Source organism: Calditrichota bacterium (assembly GCA_020637445.1).
Classification (GTDB): Bacteria; Electryoneota; RPQS01; order RPQS01; family RPQS01; genus JABWCQ01.
In genome coordinates this window covers 1,792,958-1,809,776 of the sequence record JACJVZ010000001.1, presented here as the reverse complement: position 1 = coordinate 1,809,776, position 16,819 = coordinate 1,792,958, and the positions used below count along the sequence as shown (strand labels likewise).

Annotated in this window: 9 protein-coding genes; 7 read left to right on the top strand and 2 right to left on the bottom strand. The window is 53.1% G+C overall.

The genetic code is table 11. The features are described from left to right. The first annotated feature begins 77 nt into the window (after positions 1–77). The 7 genes from H6507_07565 to H6507_07535 all read left to right on the top strand — a co-directional run bounded on the left by H6507_07565 (position 78) and on the right by H6507_07535 (position 14,774). Complete coding sequence (locus H6507_07565; protein ID MCB9368945.1) at positions 78–485, top strand: hypothetical protein; 408 nt, start codon at positions 78–80, stop codon at positions 483–485. A 1-nt stretch (position 486) separates the two neighbouring features. Further along, positions 487–969: a hypothetical protein gene (locus H6507_07560; GenBank protein MCB9368944.1), complete on the top strand. Its 483-nt coding sequence runs from the start codon at positions 487–489 to the stop codon at positions 967–969. Continuing rightward, positions 966–5,141, top strand: coding sequence for a S8 family serine peptidase (locus H6507_07555; GenBank protein MCB9368943.1), 4,176 nt, complete (start codon positions 966–968; stop codon positions 5,139–5,141). The genes H6507_07560 and H6507_07555 overlap by 4 nt, the downstream gene beginning before the upstream one ends. Positions 5,142–5,378: 237 nt before the next feature. Then, positions 5,379–10,175 carry a PAS domain S-box protein gene (locus tag H6507_07550; GenBank protein ID MCB9368942.1) on the top strand — a complete coding sequence of 1,599 codons (4,797 nt, stop codon included), beginning with the start codon at positions 5,379–5,381 and terminating at the stop codon, positions 10,173–10,175. Continuing rightward, positions 10,153–10,518: a response regulator gene (locus H6507_07545; protein MCB9368941.1), complete on the top strand. Its 366-nt coding sequence runs from the start codon at positions 10,153–10,155 to the stop codon at positions 10,516–10,518. The genes H6507_07550 and H6507_07545 overlap by 23 nt, the downstream gene beginning before the upstream one ends. A gap of 338 nt (positions 10,519–10,856) precedes the next feature. Further along, positions 10,857–12,200, top strand: coding sequence for a T9SS type A sorting domain-containing protein (locus tag H6507_07540; protein ID MCB9368940.1), 1,344 nt, complete (start codon positions 10,857–10,859; stop codon positions 12,198–12,200). 213 nt (positions 12,201–12,413) lie between these two features. After that, entirely contained in the window at positions 12,414–14,774 is a 2,361-nt protein-coding gene (locus tag H6507_07535) for a T9SS type A sorting domain-containing protein (protein ID MCB9368939.1), read from the top strand. Positions 14,775–15,187: 413 nt separating this feature from the next. Here the strand turns inward: H6507_07535 and H6507_07530 are convergent, their stop codons facing one another. Together H6507_07530 and H6507_07525 are read right to left on the bottom strand one after the other, a co-directional pair. Next, the gene (locus H6507_07530) at positions 15,188–16,156 is read right to left on the bottom strand and encodes a DDE-type integrase/transposase/recombinase (protein ID MCB9368938.1); all 969 of its coding nucleotides are present in this window, start codon (positions 16,154–16,156) and stop codon (positions 15,188–15,190) included. Positions 16,157–16,209: 53 nt separating this feature from the next. Beyond that, the gene (locus H6507_07525) at positions 16,210–16,578 is read right to left on the bottom strand and encodes a transposase (GenBank protein ID MCB9368937.1); all 369 of its coding nucleotides are present in this window, start codon (positions 16,576–16,578) and stop codon (positions 16,210–16,212) included. Between the last annotated feature and the right edge of the window lie 241 nt (positions 16,579–16,819).

Below are 16,819 nucleotides of genomic sequence, written 5' to 3'. Positions count from 1 at the left end.
TGTTATAATCTTGCATATTGCACGTCAAATAGTATCAGACGTGATGTGTCGGATGAAAATTGTGTAAGGAGACGCACATGAAGTGGATGTTGAAATTCTTGTTGATCGCGGTGATTGCCCTGCCCATCTTTGCGGCAGAACAAAGCGCCGCTACCTCAACAGACCAGATTCAGGCTTTGGACCAGCAGATGCGAGATTTGCTCCAAGAGCGGGAAACAGTACTGTCCCAAATGCGGGATGACAACCTACAGGCGCCGCTAAGCGAACGTGTCGCGCGCGAAGCGGAATATGCCCAGACCCAGGAAGACTACCAGATCCAATTACTGGAGATGATGGTCGAGTATTATGGAATGACGGGGAATGACGAACTTCGCGCCCGGGCCGAAGCGAACCTCGAAAGTATGCTTGCGCCGGTCGCGACAGGCACGCCCGAACCGAGTTCGTCAAACCGTGCTGCTCACCAAACGAGTGGGGAGGAGCGCTAAGATGAAGAAACTGCTTACATTTGCATTAATAATGCTGCCATTGCTTGCCTGGGCGGATCAACCCGTTTGGAAAGGTGACCGCTACGACGACGGCAAGATCGTCAACAAAATGCTCAAACATTCCGATTCGATGGACAACGTCGACCAGCTTGCGGGTGAACCCGTTACGACGGTTCTTCGTCCCGAGTTTCAGGCGCTTGAAGATCGTTATCGTGAACAACTGAGTGAACTGCGCGCGCAAATCGAATTGGCCGCGCCGGAACAACAGGACGCTCTCGAGTTGCAAGCGATTGCGCTTAAATCTCAGCTTGAAGGAGAGCGCCTCGAAGTCGTTCTGAACTACGTGCGCGCTCAAGGCAACTCCGAAGCCGAGCAGCGAGTGCTCGCCGCGATCGAGGCCTTCAATAATCCGCAGCCCGTCCAGAGAGTGCAGGTTGACCGCAACCCGGACACGGGTGAATTGAGGGAAGGAGGCGCGAAATGAAAAAGCTCCTAATTCTCTGCTCTATTCTTCTGCTCGCCGTGTCTGCCAATGCCGCGACGGAATGGGAGATTGCCCAGCAACAAGAACAACAGGAAATTTACGCTCCTGAAACCCCCACGCGCGATTTTTCACAGCGGATCGTTTTTGACAAGTACGTTTGGGCCGAAGGCGTCGACCCGTCTGCCCGGTTCTTGAACCTGCTCATGGTGAAGTTCTTCGACGAAGACACGGTGCGCTTGCGCAACGGCCAATTGACGTCGCTTGCGGGACGCGATCTTTCCGTGACCAAGAGCGTGCTGGCTCGCCATCCGGAAATCAAGCCCCGTGTGATTATTTGGAACAAGACAGAAGAAGAGTACATGGCCAATCTTGCTCGTATCGAAAAGAAGTCGGGTTGGGATTTGGTCGATCTTTTCAGTTTTTATTGCTTCGAACTTCCCGAAGCACCCGCCGATCCTAAAGCTCTTATTAACGAAGTTCTTCGTGCTCCCGAAGTTGAAACTGCTTATTACGAGCCCATTCCCATCGACTTGACGTGTCAAGATCTCGGGAATACGACGCCTGATTTTACTCCCAATCAAACGTATCATGATGCCGCTCCGACGGGCGTCGATCTCGATTGGGTACTTGCAAATCACAATCCTGACATCGTCGACGGTCCCGGAACCAATCGCTGGACGGGTATTTTTGAGCGCGGTATGCAAACCACTCACGAAGACCTGACTTTGGCGACGGTGGCTACGGCTGGCACGCCCGACACGGACAATGATCACGGAACGGCGGTCACCGGTGTGATTGGCGCCTGCGATGACAACAATGTCGGTTGCCTTGGATTCGTTGCCGATCAACAGATGCGCCTTTATCAGCGCAACTCAAGCTCCTACGGCTCCACGGCAGACATCTACGACCTTGCGACAAGCGACCTGGTCTCGGGTGAGTTTACAAACTCGTCTTGGGGATACGGAGCCAATCCGCTGCCGCCCGGACAGACTTGCCCGTGCAATCCCGGTCAAAACGGTGTTGTGAATCCGGAGTACAATGCCGGCGTGAAATCTGCAATTCTGGCCATGGTTGCCGACGGAATTCACGTATTCCTCGCGGCAGGCAATGGCTGCACAAACCTTGATGATGCGACTTTCGGAACAATTTTCCGCAATTCGACCGACACGGGTTCAAACTACGTGTCAGCATGTTCATCCGACGTAGCGCACAACGCGTCTTGCTTCACGAATTGGGGCGAACGCTGCGATCTGAACGCTTGGGGTGACGGAAGTTTTACATTGGGTTACAATTCCGACGGCACTCCGTTTGTACCTGCTACCCGCGACGAATGGTACACCAACGGCTTCAACGGAACGTCCAATGCCTCACCGACCGTTGCAGGCTGTGCGGGCGTGATTCACAACATTGTTCGCAGCTACAATGGCACGATCGTCTCTACGTCTCTCATGCGGGACTACTTAAATGACTACGGTACGCTTCCCGGAACGACTCCCGGCAACATTGGACGCATGCCCAATCTGAAAGGGATTTTGGCGCCCGAGTTAAACCCTGATCTCCGGTCGGGTTGGAGCTACTACATGGTTGCTCGAACGACTAACGACGCGGACGGCAGCAACTGCACGTATCCAACGGATCTCAATCCTGATCCGTCCGCCACTTACTGGAATGCCGCGCAGGAAAACACGGCTCGTATCGGCTGGGGCGTCCCCACTAATTACACCGTGTACCGCGATGACATTTGGACGGCCGGCTGGACGCACGACACACTGCACGCTGGACAGACAAGCTACGGAACCAATCTCCAGAGCAATGTCCGTGGTGGCCGCCACTTCGTTCGTCTCACCGTGGATCCGAACGATCTTGTGGATGAACTTTACGAAACCAACAACAGCGCATGGGCGCAGTGGGCGTGGGATCCGAGACAATTTACCAACGGTCAAGTGCTGACGTTGTCCGCTCCTCCTACAAAGTATGTGACGGATCAATTAGACCTCGGTTACACCTATCCCAATGTGGACGGTTACGGCGGAGCAAATTTCGCCACGGACGGCTATTGGGACATCATGATGGTGATGGCCCAGACTTCTACCGCAGATTTCGATGCCCGCATTTACAGTGAAGACGTGACGAGGGCAAACGGATTTGATGACTTCGAAGCCAGTTCGGGATATGTTTCGTACTGCGATTTCGTCGGCGTAAACAACAATATCGTTGGCTATTCAGCGCCGCTGATCGGTGCCGTGATGAATTACGATGGAGAATCTTCACAGTATCGTGTCGAATGCGGATCTTCAACGGTATTGAGCCCAGCGCCCACGTTGGGTCGAACTGACTACGGCCCGTTTAGCTTGACGTCATCCGAGCTCTTTGACGTCGTGGAATTCTACGTGGGCGAACTTGTACCGTACAACATCGAAGCCGTCGTCACTTCCGGAAATGCGAACCTCGTCTTATCGGTTTATGGTCCGGATGATCTGTATTTCTCGCGAGCCAGCTTTAACGCGCAAGCGAACTTCGGTGGTGCGGGCGAAAGCGAAATGATCTCTTGTTGGACTCCGGCTGAAACCGGCTGGCACTCGATCGTCATGCACAAGCATACCTACGCCGATTGGGACCAGAGTGTGAACTTCAACCTCTATGTCGGCAAAGCAGCTTTTGACTTTGTTCACACGCTCGGTTCGGGTTGGTCGGATGAATTGGTCGTGCGTCAAACGACGGGTGGTCAACCCGCTGTCGTGCCCGCCACTCTAACCGGAAATATCTCCACGAACTACGTGAACATCCTTGCTCTGAATCAAGGATGCGGCTCGGCAGTCGCAAGTCTTGATGACCAAGTCCATCGTAACGGTCCCGTGGTCGGCACATTCCCCAACTGGAATGGCCCGATTGTTCCCGGTTCCGCGGCATTTGGTTCCAACCGAAATATCGGTACGGTCCCCGGAGGTCGGCATGAAATCGCGAACGTGATTGACTACTTGGATGAAGGCACTGAGTGGAACGAGAACAACAATCGGTATGATGTCCAGTATGTATGGACTCCCGCCGTTCTCGCGAACAACACAATGTTAGTGTCGCCGAACGTCGCTCCCAACTGGCGTGACCTGAACGCGATCGTTAACTTCCCTGATTGGGCTGTCGACGGTTTCCGCTTTACTGGTGGCGGTTTCTGGAGCGGTGTGGGAATGATGCCCAACGACAATGTGTATGACGTCAACAACCTCTTCTTGTATGCGCCGGCGACGTCATCGACCGTTGGTTTCCAATCACCGTTGGTTAATTCGTGGACGTCCGCGGCCGACGTGGAGTGGGTGCTCGAAAACGGCAACAACATTGCCAGCGAAACTTTTGACGTCGGTGTGCACAACAACTGGGCTTGGCCCGGCGATACGTCACATGCCACCTACAGAATGCAGCAGTCCGACAGGATTCAGGACTTGCAAAGTGGCCAAATGTATGGTGAGTTCCCGTTCCCGGCGACACAGATCATCAATGTCTTTGACTTGTACCTGAACGCCAATGAAACGACACGAATTCTCCTCGACAACCGCGGCGCAGGCGACCTCGGCTTTGCCGTTTACAATCCAAGTCTGCTTTATGGCAGCCGCTCCAGCTTTACCGCACAAGAAAACACGAACGGTGACGGCGCCGACGAAGAACTCGATTTCACTCCGACGGAAACCGGTTGGCATGGCTTCGTGGTCTTTAAGAATGATCGGAGCGACTTGAACACGAATCCCTATGCGTTGGTTATTGGCGACCGCCAACCCGCCGCACCGGATTCACTTGTAATCAAGTGGGTACAATCCACCCCGAACTATTACTATGAGCTCTCGTGGGCACCTGTTACCCAAGATATCTACGGACAGCCGCTAACGGTGGACACATATTACCTTATGTTCACCTACGACCTCGATGCAGTCTATCCGACAGGATGGGCGCTGGGTGGAGCGACGTTGATGAATCACCAGCTCCCAATCTATCCGAATATTTCTGAAGACGGATTTAAGCTGGTGGTCCTTGCCGTGGACGCAAACGGATTTGTCTTAAGCGAATCCTCTGCCCCCGACGAGGCCGCGAGCTTGGTGGGACGAAGAATCGAGGATATCCGAGCAGAAGTAGCTCACGAAGACCTCTTGACTCCCAAGTCTAACCGGTCACATCGCGAATAGCCAAGGCTGGTTGTTTCAAATCGAAAACGGGACCCCGGCGGGTCCCGTTTTCTGTTGGGCGGAAGGCACAAATTCTGCGCTTTCATGCGCTGATAGATAGACGGTTTCCAGTAGGTTTCTATGTCGTATAGTACCTTACATAGCGTTCGTGCTCGAAAACCAATCTAATCAACTGTTTCATATATGAACCCGTTTGATCATCCAAAAATGCCGTCTCGGACAGGGGCACTCCGAGCTATGACAAGCACGGCACTTCTCGCCTTCACGCAAGTCGCGTCCGCCGCAAATTTCTTTGCGGCCAGCGATTGGTCGGCCTATTGGCCCGCGGCTTTGGGGCTGCTTGTCGTCGCAGCAATTGCGGTGTGGAGCATTGTGAGTTTTCGCCGTGCCCAGACTCCGGCCAAGCCCGGCGACGGACTGGAGTGGCGGTCGTTGGCTGAAAACATCGCCGAGAATGTTTTTCTGATCAAGAACACGGGCGAAATTGTTTACGCGAACAGGGAGTTTGCGCGCAACGAAGGCAGTCCCACGAACTTCGAAGAATTGGTTGACGAAAGAGACCTCGTCCGATGGCGGACCTTTGTGGCATCGCACGAATCGGGCCCGCCCAATTGTGCTGCGGACGTTTTTCGTGTTTCGAGCGACCAACGACCCGCATATTGGGACATTCGCATGACGCCTATCGACGCCGCAACACAAGGTGCGGACTACCTGATTACGGCGAAGGACGTGAGCGATGCGCGCCAGAAGGACGTCACGAAAGATGTTCTCTACAAGATCACCGTCTCTGCCGCGCAGTCTGAATCACTTTATGATTTCGCTCTGCGGCTCGATCGGCAACTCAATCGACTGGTCGATACGAGTAATCTTAGCCTGACACTCTACGACAAAGAAACCGGACTGTACACGGACATTCTCCGAAAACACCTTTCACAGCCCGTTAGCGAGTCCTATAAGGCACAGGATTTATCCGGTGGATTAACCGATTACGTCCGCATGACGGGCAAGCACATGCTGGTGAACAATGTCAACCGTGAACAAGTCAGGACTGAAGGCAACTTGCGCACGATCGGAGACCGCGCAGCCTGTTGGCTCGGTATTCCGCTGCGCACGAAAGACGAGGTTCTGGGTGTTCTGGTGCTCCAATCCTATGAAGATTCCGAGCGCTTTACAGAGTCCGACGCCTCCTTGCTTTCAATCGTGGCAGGTTCGATTGCGCGGGCACTGGAGCGCAGAAAAGCGCAGGTAGAACTTATCAAGCGCGAGTCGGAGCTCCGGCTGTTCACGAACCGATTGCCGGCAATTATGTGGTCCGTTGACGAACACTCAAGATTTACCTACGTCACCGGAGCCGCGCTGAACGCCATGGGAGTATTTCCTGGGCAGTTGATCGGCAAGCCCATGCAGGAGGTCTTTACTTGCCACAACGCCGAGAGCGGCGACCGTCCCGAACTGTCCAACGTCGTGCAACCCGTTTCATTCCGGTTCGACTTAGGTGACCGAATCTTTGAGGCATTTACCGATCCGCTGCGCGACGAAGAGGGGAAGATTACCGGCGCAACCGGCGTCGCTTTGGATGTGACCGAAAGCCTCCACGCCGACAAGGTTGCGCAGCGCTTTTTCGACATCTCTGCGGATTCCTTTGTCATTTTGAGCCCTCAAGGGGATTTCATCAGCGGCAACAACGCGTATCTCGATGCTACCGGCTATGAGCTCGAAGAAAGAATCGGACGACCCTCGCTCGACATTGTCCATCCAGACGACAAACACATTTTGCAGGATGCGTTTAGCAGGCTCTTGCAAAATGAGCCAGTCATTGCTCTGGATTTGCGAGTAGTCTGCAAAGACGGCAACATTCGCAACTTTATTTGGAATGCTGTGCTTGGCCCGGAAGACGGGCTGATCTATGCCAGCGGCAAAGATGTTACGGAACGGCTCGAATATAAAGAAACGCTGCGCGAACGTCAAGAGCAGCTTAGATTGTTTATCAAACATTCGCCGGCTGCACTTGCGATGTTTGACACGGATATGAACTACATCGTCGTAAGCGAGCGTTGGTGCCAAGACTACCGTTTGGCGGATAGTGACTTAGTCGGCAGAAATCATTACGACATATTTCCCGAAATCGGCAATGAATGGAGAGAAATTCACCGCCGCTGTATGAACGGTGCGACGGAGTCTTGTTCAAAAGAAGAGTTTCCACGTGCTGATGGGTCAACGGATTGGGTTCGCTGGCAAATCAAACCGTGGTACCGGGGCGATGGGGATATCGGCGGGATCGTGATGTTCACCGAAGTCATCACAAATGAAGTCGTCGCCGAAATGGAGCTTGAACAAACCCGCGGGTTGGCCCGGCAAATCGTGGATTCTTCCCTCGATGCCGTCGTTGCGATTGACTCCGCGGGGCTTGTTACGGAATGGAATCCACAAGCAGAACGTGTTTTCGGCTACGCTCGCGACGAGGCTATTGGAGAAATGCTCCATGATCTCATCATGCCCGAGGCCTTCGTTCAGTCCCACCGAAATGGAATGCGAATGTTTTCCGAGTCCGGACACGGCCACGTCTTGAACCGCCTGCTGCAATTACCTGCAAAACACAAGGACGGATACGAATTTCAAGTTGAACTTGCTGTCTGCCCAATCAAAGTCGGCACAGAGACTCACTTCTCCAGTTTTATCCGCGATATTACCGACAGGCTCACTCGCGAACATGAGCTGAACCTAAGCCGCACCAAGCTGAAAGAGGCTCAACGGATCGCAAAACTCGGATTCTGGGAATTTGATGTTGCCGCCAACGAGGTCATTCTTAGTGAAGAGAAACTTAAGATCTGCGGACGTGAAGAGACTCAGATGCCCATTACGTCCGAGACTCTCATTTCGTTCGTACATTCGGACGATCGTCAAATCTTTTACGAAAGTATCCAGCAGCTGTTTCAAGGAAAAAGTCAATTCGCGTACCGATACCGTATCGTCCGCCCCTCGGGTGAGGTTCGGTATGTGTTCAGTCAAGGCGAGGCAGAGCGGGACGAGAACGGTGCACCGCTCAGAGTATTCGGCACCACGCTCGACGTAACGGAACAAGTACTTGCCGAAGCCAGACTGCGTGAGAGCGAAAGACGGCTTGCGCTCGCTCTCGACGGATCATCGGACGGATTCTGGGATTGGAACGTCGTCTCCGGCGATTGTTATTTCAGCCCGAGAATCATCGAGTGGCTCGAGTACGAACCCTCTGTCTTTGAACATCATATAAGTCTGTGGGAACGGCATATTGACCCCGATAGCCTGACGAATTTCAACCGTGCTTACGAGGAGCACGTTGCGACCCGCTCGACGCACTATGAAATTGAAGAGCGTATCCGCACCTCAAAAGGAAATTGGATCTGGGTGCTGTCACGAGGCAAAGTTGTAGAGTGGAATGAAGACGGTACGCCGCTTCGAGCCGCCGGAACATGGACGAACATTACCGAACGCAAACTTGTCGAAGCGCGGGCTTCCCAACTGGGTCGAATTCTGGACAACTCGATGAACGAAGTTTACATCATCGAACCGGAAACTTGGAAAATTCTCGAAGCAAATGAACGCGCACGTTCGAACACAGGCTATTCGCTTGAAGAGCTAAGAGATTTGACTTTGGCGTCCCTTGTGGAAGGCTGGAAAGAAAGCGGATTCCGCGAATTGATTAGCCCGCTTTCAAGTTCCTCGACTGAAGCCGTTACGGGTTCGGGAGCGCACGTACGCAAGGACGGGTCGACGTATCAGTTCGAAACTTCAATCCAAATGATGGACTGGAATGACCGCTCTGTCTTTGTATCCATTGGATCGGATATTACCGAAAAACTCAAGGCCGAGCAGGAATTCCAAGAATTGCAGAATCGCATCCGGCACAATCAAAGGCTGGAAACGATTGGAACCTTGGCCGGAGGCATCGCACATGATTTCAACAATATCCTGACTCCGATTTTGGGCTATGCCGACATCGCTGCCAACGAATTGGAGCCGAGTTCGCCCGGACGGGAAGATATCGAACATGTCATCAATGCCGCATATAGAGCAAAAGGGCTGGTTCAACAAATTCTCGCGTTCAGCCGGCATGACGAACAAGCAAGGCACCCCTTGAAACTGGATTTGGTTGTCAAAGAAGTCGCGCGTCTGCTTGTGGCCAGTACTCCGCGAAACTGCGAGTTCATTCAAAATATTGAAAACGTCGGCGCGACGTTGTCCGACCCGACCTTGATCAACCAAGTCGTCATGAATCTGTGTACAAATGCGTTTCATGCGATCGAAGAATCAGGTGGAGCCGTTGAGCTGAAACTGTCTATGCGTGAGCTGACCTCACCGGAAACGCTGAACAATTGCCGTTTGGCCGAAGGAAAATATGCCGTACTGACCGTGAAAGACACAGGTGCGGGAATGGACGAATCGACAAGATCGCGGATGTTCGAACCGTTCTTCACAACCAAAAACGTCGGCCATGGCACAGGCTTAGGTCTCTCCGTGGTCCACGGCATCGTCACTTCACATGGTGGTGCAATCGAAGTCTGCTCCGAGCCCGGAAAAGGAACGTCGGTGTCGGTGTATTTTCCGCTCATTGACTCTGAAGTGCAAATGGACTCCAGTGCAGGCCGATCTGAAGGTTTTGGATCGGAACACGTCCTGTTGTGTGACGACGACGACACCATACTATTGCTGGGCAAACAAATGCTGGAAGCCTTCGGCTATCAAGTTACGGCGACATCAGACCCTGTCGAGGCGTTAGTTCAGCTTGCGCAAGTTGAGACCCCTGTCGCCGCTGTTATTGTCGACGACGTCATGCCTATTCTCTCTGGTGTCGATGTCGCCCGCGCGGCACATGACTTCGAGCCCGGACTGCCCGTTGTCCTCTTATCCGCCGGCCCGCAGATGGACGGCGATGCTGACGAATTTGCGGCAATCTTGTCAAAGCCTGTAAGTTCCGGGGAACTCGCAAGGCATGTTAGAAAGTGTATTGACAACAAAAATAAGATGATTCATAATGAACAAAGTCCTCATAATTGACGATGACCCAAGTATCCGGCAGATGTTGTGCAGAATGCTGGAACGCGAAGGTTACGAAGTCGACACAGCTTCTAATGGACGGGAAGGTGTGATAAAATACCGGGCAAACCCCTCCGAAATCGTGATCACCGATATCATCATGCCCGAGCAGGAAGGGATTGAAACGATTCGCCAGCTCAAGTCCGAAAACAAGGACTGCCGGATCATTGCAATTTCCGGGGGCGGGCGAATTGGACCCTCTGACTATTTATGTATGGCTAAGCTCATCGGCGCCTCGTGTACCATTAGCAAACCGTTTGACCGGGCGCAGTTGCTGGCCGCCCTCAAAGAAGTACTCAACTGACCCTCCCGCCTTGAGCCTGCGACACTACTTGCGCAGGTGGGTCTCTATGCCTGCGAAAATCTGTTCACGCCTATCTGATAGGAGGCACGTCTGTTTCTGACGTGTGTCCATTTCCCAACCTATTAAGCAGAAAATATCTTAGCTCTTGTTTTTTAATAAAATAAACAATTGCCTATCTGGCCTAACCTATCCATAGTTTTTTCATTCCGCATCGTTTTGCCTTGACTTCTCGTGTCTCTTGGTAGTATACTTAGTCGTGTGTGGTATGTGACAAAATCACGACAAGTGACCCAGAAATAAGAAACCGATAGAACCTAATCAGGAGCAAGGAGCTTTAGATGAAATTGAAAATGATTTTGATGGCGATGGCCCTTTTCGCGGTGGCGAGTGTAAGCCAGGCGCAGTTCAACGCGATTTTGTTGAACTTCACGCCGTTGACGGATCAGTGTGATTTTGGCGGCAACTGTTTGAGCCACGGCTGCGACGCTGTGATTTATTGGGACGCGAATGCGAACGGTCCGGATGAATTGGACAGCCCGGTTGCGGTGGGTGCTGGTTTCGGCCAAGCGAATTTCAACACGATCGACATGGGCACTGGCGAAGACCTGTTGGGTCTGTGCGGTGGCTTTGCGACGGACCCGGCGTTCACGATTAGCACGACGACTCCCCAGCCGTCGCTGTACTATGTCGTGGTCGAGTGTGGCGGCGTTCGTTGGACGTCGGCAGTGTTCACGGTTTTGAATGGTTTGAATGAGTATGAAGTGGGTGGTTGGCAGTGTGTGCCGGTAGGCCCGACCTGCAACGAGCCGACGGAAGTTTTGATTACGACGGCTGGCGGTCGTGACTTCCCGGTTCCTTACTATCAGTGCATCGGCATGTGCGAAAACGCTCCCGTGACGATCTGCCTTGGACCGCTGCGTGAGATCGAGCGTCCGCATGCTCGTTTGTTCGAAGGCTGCTCGCCGACGAACTCGGGTTGCGACGTGGATTGCCCGGGCGCCCAGTACCTGTATGACGACGCTTCTTGGGTTTACAATCCGAGCACTGAGCAATGGTGCAACGTGATTACCCCGTTGAGCGAAGGCTGCGTTTGCTTCTGCCTCGACTACATCGAAGGCGTTGTGGACGTGAACCTGACGGCGGAAGCCCGTGATCATTCGGTTGAAGTGGCTTGGACCGTCGGCGCTGGCGCGGACGTGGCGAGCTATGAAGTTCTGCGCCGCATGGTTGGTCATGAGTTTGAGTCTCTGACGACGGTGGACGCGACGAACGTCACGAGCTACACGTATGTGGACGCTGGCGCTGTGAACGGCACGTCTTATGAGTACACGCTGAACCTGATCGACGCGAACAGCAACGTGACGGAACTGGGCACGATCGTTTCGGCTACGCCGAGCGCGAGCGCTGCAGTGATCACGGAATATGCTCTGCATCAGAACTACCCGAACCCGTTCAACCCGAGCACGAACTTGGTGTATGACGTGGTTGCGGAAAACCATGTTGACCTGACGGTTTACAACGCGATGGGTCAAGAAGTTGCGACGTTGGTGAACGGCACGGTTGGCGCCGGTCGTCACACTGTTTCGTTCGACGCTTCGAACCTGACCAGCGGTTTGTACTTCTACACGGTGAAGATCGGCAACGAGTTCACCGCCACGAAGAAGATGCTGCTTGTCAAGTAAAACCAGCGTAGATGCTGGACCTGATGCGCTAACGCCAAGGTCCTAAGTCTTTTGGTTAGAACTTTCACCGGGCCTCCCACATGGGAGGCCCGGTGTTGTTTTACGGGAATATGTGACAGAACTCTCTTGACTTATTGACTTGGTTGAACAATCTTGAAACTCAAGGGATTTGCAGCTTTTTTAACCGTTCCCAACAACCTTATCGAGGTGGCTATGAAGAAGATGTTTCTTTTGCTTTTGTGCCTCGGACTTTCGACAACTGCCTTTGCGCAGTTCAACGCGATACTAATCAACACAACACCGCTGACCCATGACTGTTTCGGGGATCTTGAGGCCATAAGTCATGGCTATTTTGCCACCATTGTTTGGGACCAAAACGACAATGGTCCAGACCCATCCGATCTTCCGCCCATAGTCGGATCGGGTTTTGGTCAATGCAACTTCAACCAAATCGACATGGGTACAGGCGAGGACCTGCTGGGAATCCCCGGCGGTTTTGCCACAGATCCTGCCTTTACGATTAGCACAACGACTCCGATGCCTTCAAGATACTACGTTGTTGTGGATGGCCCGCTCGCTCGTTGGACTTCTGCAGTATTCACAATAGAAAACGGCCTAAACGAATACGAAGTCAGCGGCTGGGTGTGCAATGGAGAAGAGTTCTTTTGCGATGAACCTACTGAATACTACTTCGAAACTACCAATGGTGTAGACTACTGGGCAGACGGGCCGCACTTCAGGTGTCTTCCCCTTTGTGCGAATACTCCCGTTCAGATTTGTTACGGTCCGTTGGGCGCAGATGTTATCCCCTATGCATCGGTGAGTTCTGGTTGCTCGATTGCAAACAGCGGATGTGACGTTATATGCGTGCCCGCCGAGTTCACTTTCGACAACAATGCTTGGGTTTATGACGAAGCTAACAGTCTTTGGTGCAACTCGATTAGTCCGGGCGAAACAGACGGCTGCATTTGCTTGGAAGACTCTTTTAGTGTCGTGATTCCACCTTGCGATGAACCCACGTATTACTACTACGAAACCGTTGGCGGAATCGACTATTGGGCGGACGGACCGCACTTCACGTGTGTTCCCCTTTGTGCAAATACACCCGTTCAGATTTGCTACGGTCCGTTGGGCGCAGATGTGATCCCATTTGCCGAAGTACGCTCTGGCTGCTCCTTTGGAATTGAAGGATGCAGTAGTGAGTGCCCGCCCGCCGAGTTCACTTTCGACAACAATGCTTGGGTTTATGACGAAGCTAACAGTCTTTGGTGCAACTCGATTAGTCCGGGCGAAACAGACGGCTGCATTTGCTTGGAAGACTCTTTTAGTGTCGTGATTCCACCTTGCGATGAACCCACGTATTACTACTACGAAACCGTTGGCGGAATCGACTATTGGGCGGACGGACCGCACTTCACGTGTGTTCCCCTTTGTGCAAATACACCTGTTCAGATTTGCTACGGTCCGCTGGGACAAGATGTGATCCCTTATGCGGCGGTGAGTTCAGGATGTTTGAGTGGAGAAACGGGATGCAACACTGAATGCCCGCCTGCAACTTTCAATTTCAATAACAATTCGTGGACCTACGACGAAGCAAATAGCCTTTGGTGCAATTGGATTGTTCCGGGCAACGCGGACGGCTGTGTCTGTTTGGAAGACTCCTTTAGCGCCGCTCCTCCTTGCGACGAGCCCACGTACATTTACTTTGAAACGGTCGGCGGAATCGACTACTGGGCAGATGGGCCGCACTCTACTTGTATTTCACTTTGCGCAAATACCCCTGTGCAAATTTGTTACGGTCCGCTTGATCCAGACGTGTTCTTGTTTGTCAATGTAGCTCCGGGTTGCTCATGGGGAGTTGACGGATGCAGCACAGAATGCCCACCGGCATCGGCAATTTTCAGGAATGATGCATGGACTTATGACGACTTGACGGGCTATTGGTGCAACTGGATTTATCCGGGATACCTGAGTGGGTGCATATGCTTGGAAGACGGCTTTGACTACACTATCGGCTTCGTTGAGTCGTACTTTGAGGCTCAGCCGCGCGACCATGCTGTGCTGATCGAATGGGGAACAGCTTCCGAGTCTGAGATTGACTATTTCAGATTGCTCCGTGACGGTCAACTCGTTTACACTGTTGCGGGAACCAATACTTCCGTCGGCTCGACCTATTCCTATCTGGACGAAACGGTCGTGAACGGACGGACCTATACGTACAGCATAGAAGTTGTAAGTATCGGCGGGGAAGTCAGAACGTGGACAACGATCGCTGAAGCGACACCGTCCTCTTCGACCGCAGTCGTCACAGAACACGCCCTTCTTCAAAACTACCCCAACCCGTTCAACTCCGTGACGAATTTCGTCTTCGATGTTGTGGAGCAGAATCCCGTCGTCCTCAACATCTACAATCTGAACGGAGAGCTGGTTGCGCAGCCTGTTGACGGCATATTTTCGGTTGGCCGCCATACGGTATCTTTCGATGCCAATGATCTTGCGACAGGTTTGTACTTCTACACGGTGAAGATCGGCAACGAGTTCACCGCCACGAAGAAGATGCTGCTCGTCAAGTAACCAGCGTATACGCTGGACCCGATGCGCTTGTGCAAGGTCCTAAGTCTTTTGGTTAGAAATCTTACCGGGCCTCCCACATGGGAGGCCCGGTGTTGTTTTGCGGAGCGAGCAATCACGCTTGACTTTGTGAATAACTGGGGCGATATTGAAAGTGTTAGTTGTCTTGGAGATCAGGTTAATCAACAGTTTTTGTTCTGCGAGGTGTACTATGAAGAAGTTGTTTTTGTTCTTGCTATGCCTTGGTTTTTCGACATCTGCGTTTGCGCAGTTTAATGCTATCTTACTGAATCTCACGCCGTTGACTCACGGTTGTGACGGCTCCGGCGGTCCAATCAGCCATGGGTATATGGGTCAAATTTGGTGGGATCATAATTGTTGGTCGTCAGAAGAAATGGGACACTTTTTCAGTTAAGTTAATGGAGGGATTTGGTTCGTAAGTTACGTTTCCTTCGTGGTTTTTGGTTAGGATTTAGATTGGCCTGTTTACGGGCCTTTTTTGTTTGTTCTTTGAGCAGTTGGCGCTGTTTGAGGATGGCTTCGGCCCGGCCGTAGTAGACGTCGGCGGGATGCAGATTGCCGATACCTTTGTGGTAGTGTTCATAGTTGTACCAGTGCCGGAACTCCTCCAGCGCGCGGTCGAACGCCTCCGGTGACGCATGCACGATCAGCTGTAGCTTTTCCTTGGCCGTGCGGTTCAGACGTTCGACCTTGCCGTTGGTCTGGGGATGGTTGCGCATCGAAAAGATGTGCCGGATCCCCAGACTCTTCAAGTAGGTGTTGAACGCGCCCCATTTGTAGCAAGCGCCGTTGTCGCTCAGTAGTTGCACGCGCTCATGACGCGGCACTTCTTCCATCCCGGTCTCGGCAATCGCCTGCGCGATCAGCTCCTGCACCGTATCACCTTTCGAGTTGCGCAAGCGCCGGAACACGATCGAGAACCTGCTGAAGTCATCCACCACACTGCCCAACGGATGCGTGCCCCAGTCGGGCAACATCAGCTCCGTCAGATCGGTCTGCCACAGTTCATTCACCCGTGACGTCTTGCGGTGATACTCTTTCGCCGCTGGGATGATCTGCGGCAACTCCCGCGCTAATCCATTGCGCTTCAGAATGCGATAGACCGTGCTCTCGCTGACACTGAACCCGCCGTCATCGGTAATCCTGAACGCCAGTTGGCGCGGTGACAGATCGCCGTCCAGCAAAGCGTTCGCGATGATCGTGCTCTCTTCCTCTTCGAGCAGCTTGTTCCAGACACGGCGCGGCGCCGAAGAGTGGTCTGCGAGTGTGCCCCGGCTTTGCCAACGGTAATACGTGCTCTTGGGAAGCTTCAAACGCTTCAAGCAACGGCGGACCGACAGCGCCGCAGTGTCCACCAGACGCAAGAGATCCTGCTTCTGCTCGGACGTGTGCCGGGCATAACGCTTCGCCTTACGCTTTAGAAGAGACTTTTTTTGAGCGTCCGCACCTCCAGCATCAGATCGGCCACCGTCTGACGCAGCTCTTCGTTCTGACGACGATACGACTCCACTTCCCCTTTGGTCGCGCCGCGCACCGCTTCGCCCTTCAAACGCGCCTTCCCCGCTTCCATGAACTCCTTCAGCCAATTGTAATACACGTTGGCGCTCACGCCTTCCCGACGGCACAATACGGCCACCGGATGATCGCCCCGCAGTCCTTCCAGAACGATCCGGATCTTGTCTTCCGCGCTGTACTTCGTCCGCGTCTGCCGACGCACCGTCTTGATCAACTGCGCCGCGCTTTCCTTCGGCGCTGCCGCCGCAACCTGCTTCTTTCGCCTGGGCATGGTCAGCCCTCCTTCTTCGATGATACATGATAACATCTCATCGAAGGGAACGCAACACCGAACCTGGTCACTTGCGTTAAGTACAGTCGCGCCGCGCGGCTGTACTTACATCACAAACCATCCACTAATACTACTGGACCAACTGTCCCAAATGTGCTGACGGTTTACAGGATCATAATGACAACGGCCCCGACCCCAGTGATATTCTGCCCATTGTCGGCAATGGATTTGGTCAATGCAA

What these genes read in the sequence shown, in the direction of transcription:
- H6507_07540 (MCB9368940.1), top strand. Translation starts at nt 10,857, where the DNA reads ATGAAATTGAAAATGATTTTGATGGCGATGGCCCTTTTCGCGGTGGCG.
- H6507_07550 (MCB9368942.1), top strand. Translation starts at nt 5,379, where the DNA reads ATGACAAGCACGGCACTTCTCGCCTTCACGCAAGTCGCGTCCGCCGCA.
- H6507_07555 (MCB9368943.1), top strand. Translation starts at nt 966, where the DNA reads ATGAAAAAGCTCCTAATTCTCTGCTCTATTCTTCTGCTCGCCGTGTCT.
- H6507_07535 (MCB9368939.1), top strand. Translation starts at nt 12,414, where the DNA reads ATGAAGAAGATGTTTCTTTTGCTTTTGTGCCTCGGACTTTCGACAACT.
- H6507_07565 (MCB9368945.1), top strand. Translation starts at nt 78, where the DNA reads ATGAAGTGGATGTTGAAATTCTTGTTGATCGCGGTGATTGCCCTGCCC.
- H6507_07525 (MCB9368937.1), bottom strand. Translation starts at nt 16,578, where the DNA reads ATGCCCAGGCGAAAGAAGCAGGTTGCGGCGGCAGCGCCGAAGGAAAGC.
- H6507_07560 (MCB9368944.1), top strand. Translation starts at nt 487, where the DNA reads ATGAAGAAACTGCTTACATTTGCATTAATAATGCTGCCATTGCTTGCC.
- H6507_07545 (MCB9368941.1), top strand. Translation starts at nt 10,153, where the DNA reads ATGAACAAAGTCCTCATAATTGACGATGACCCAAGTATCCGGCAGATG.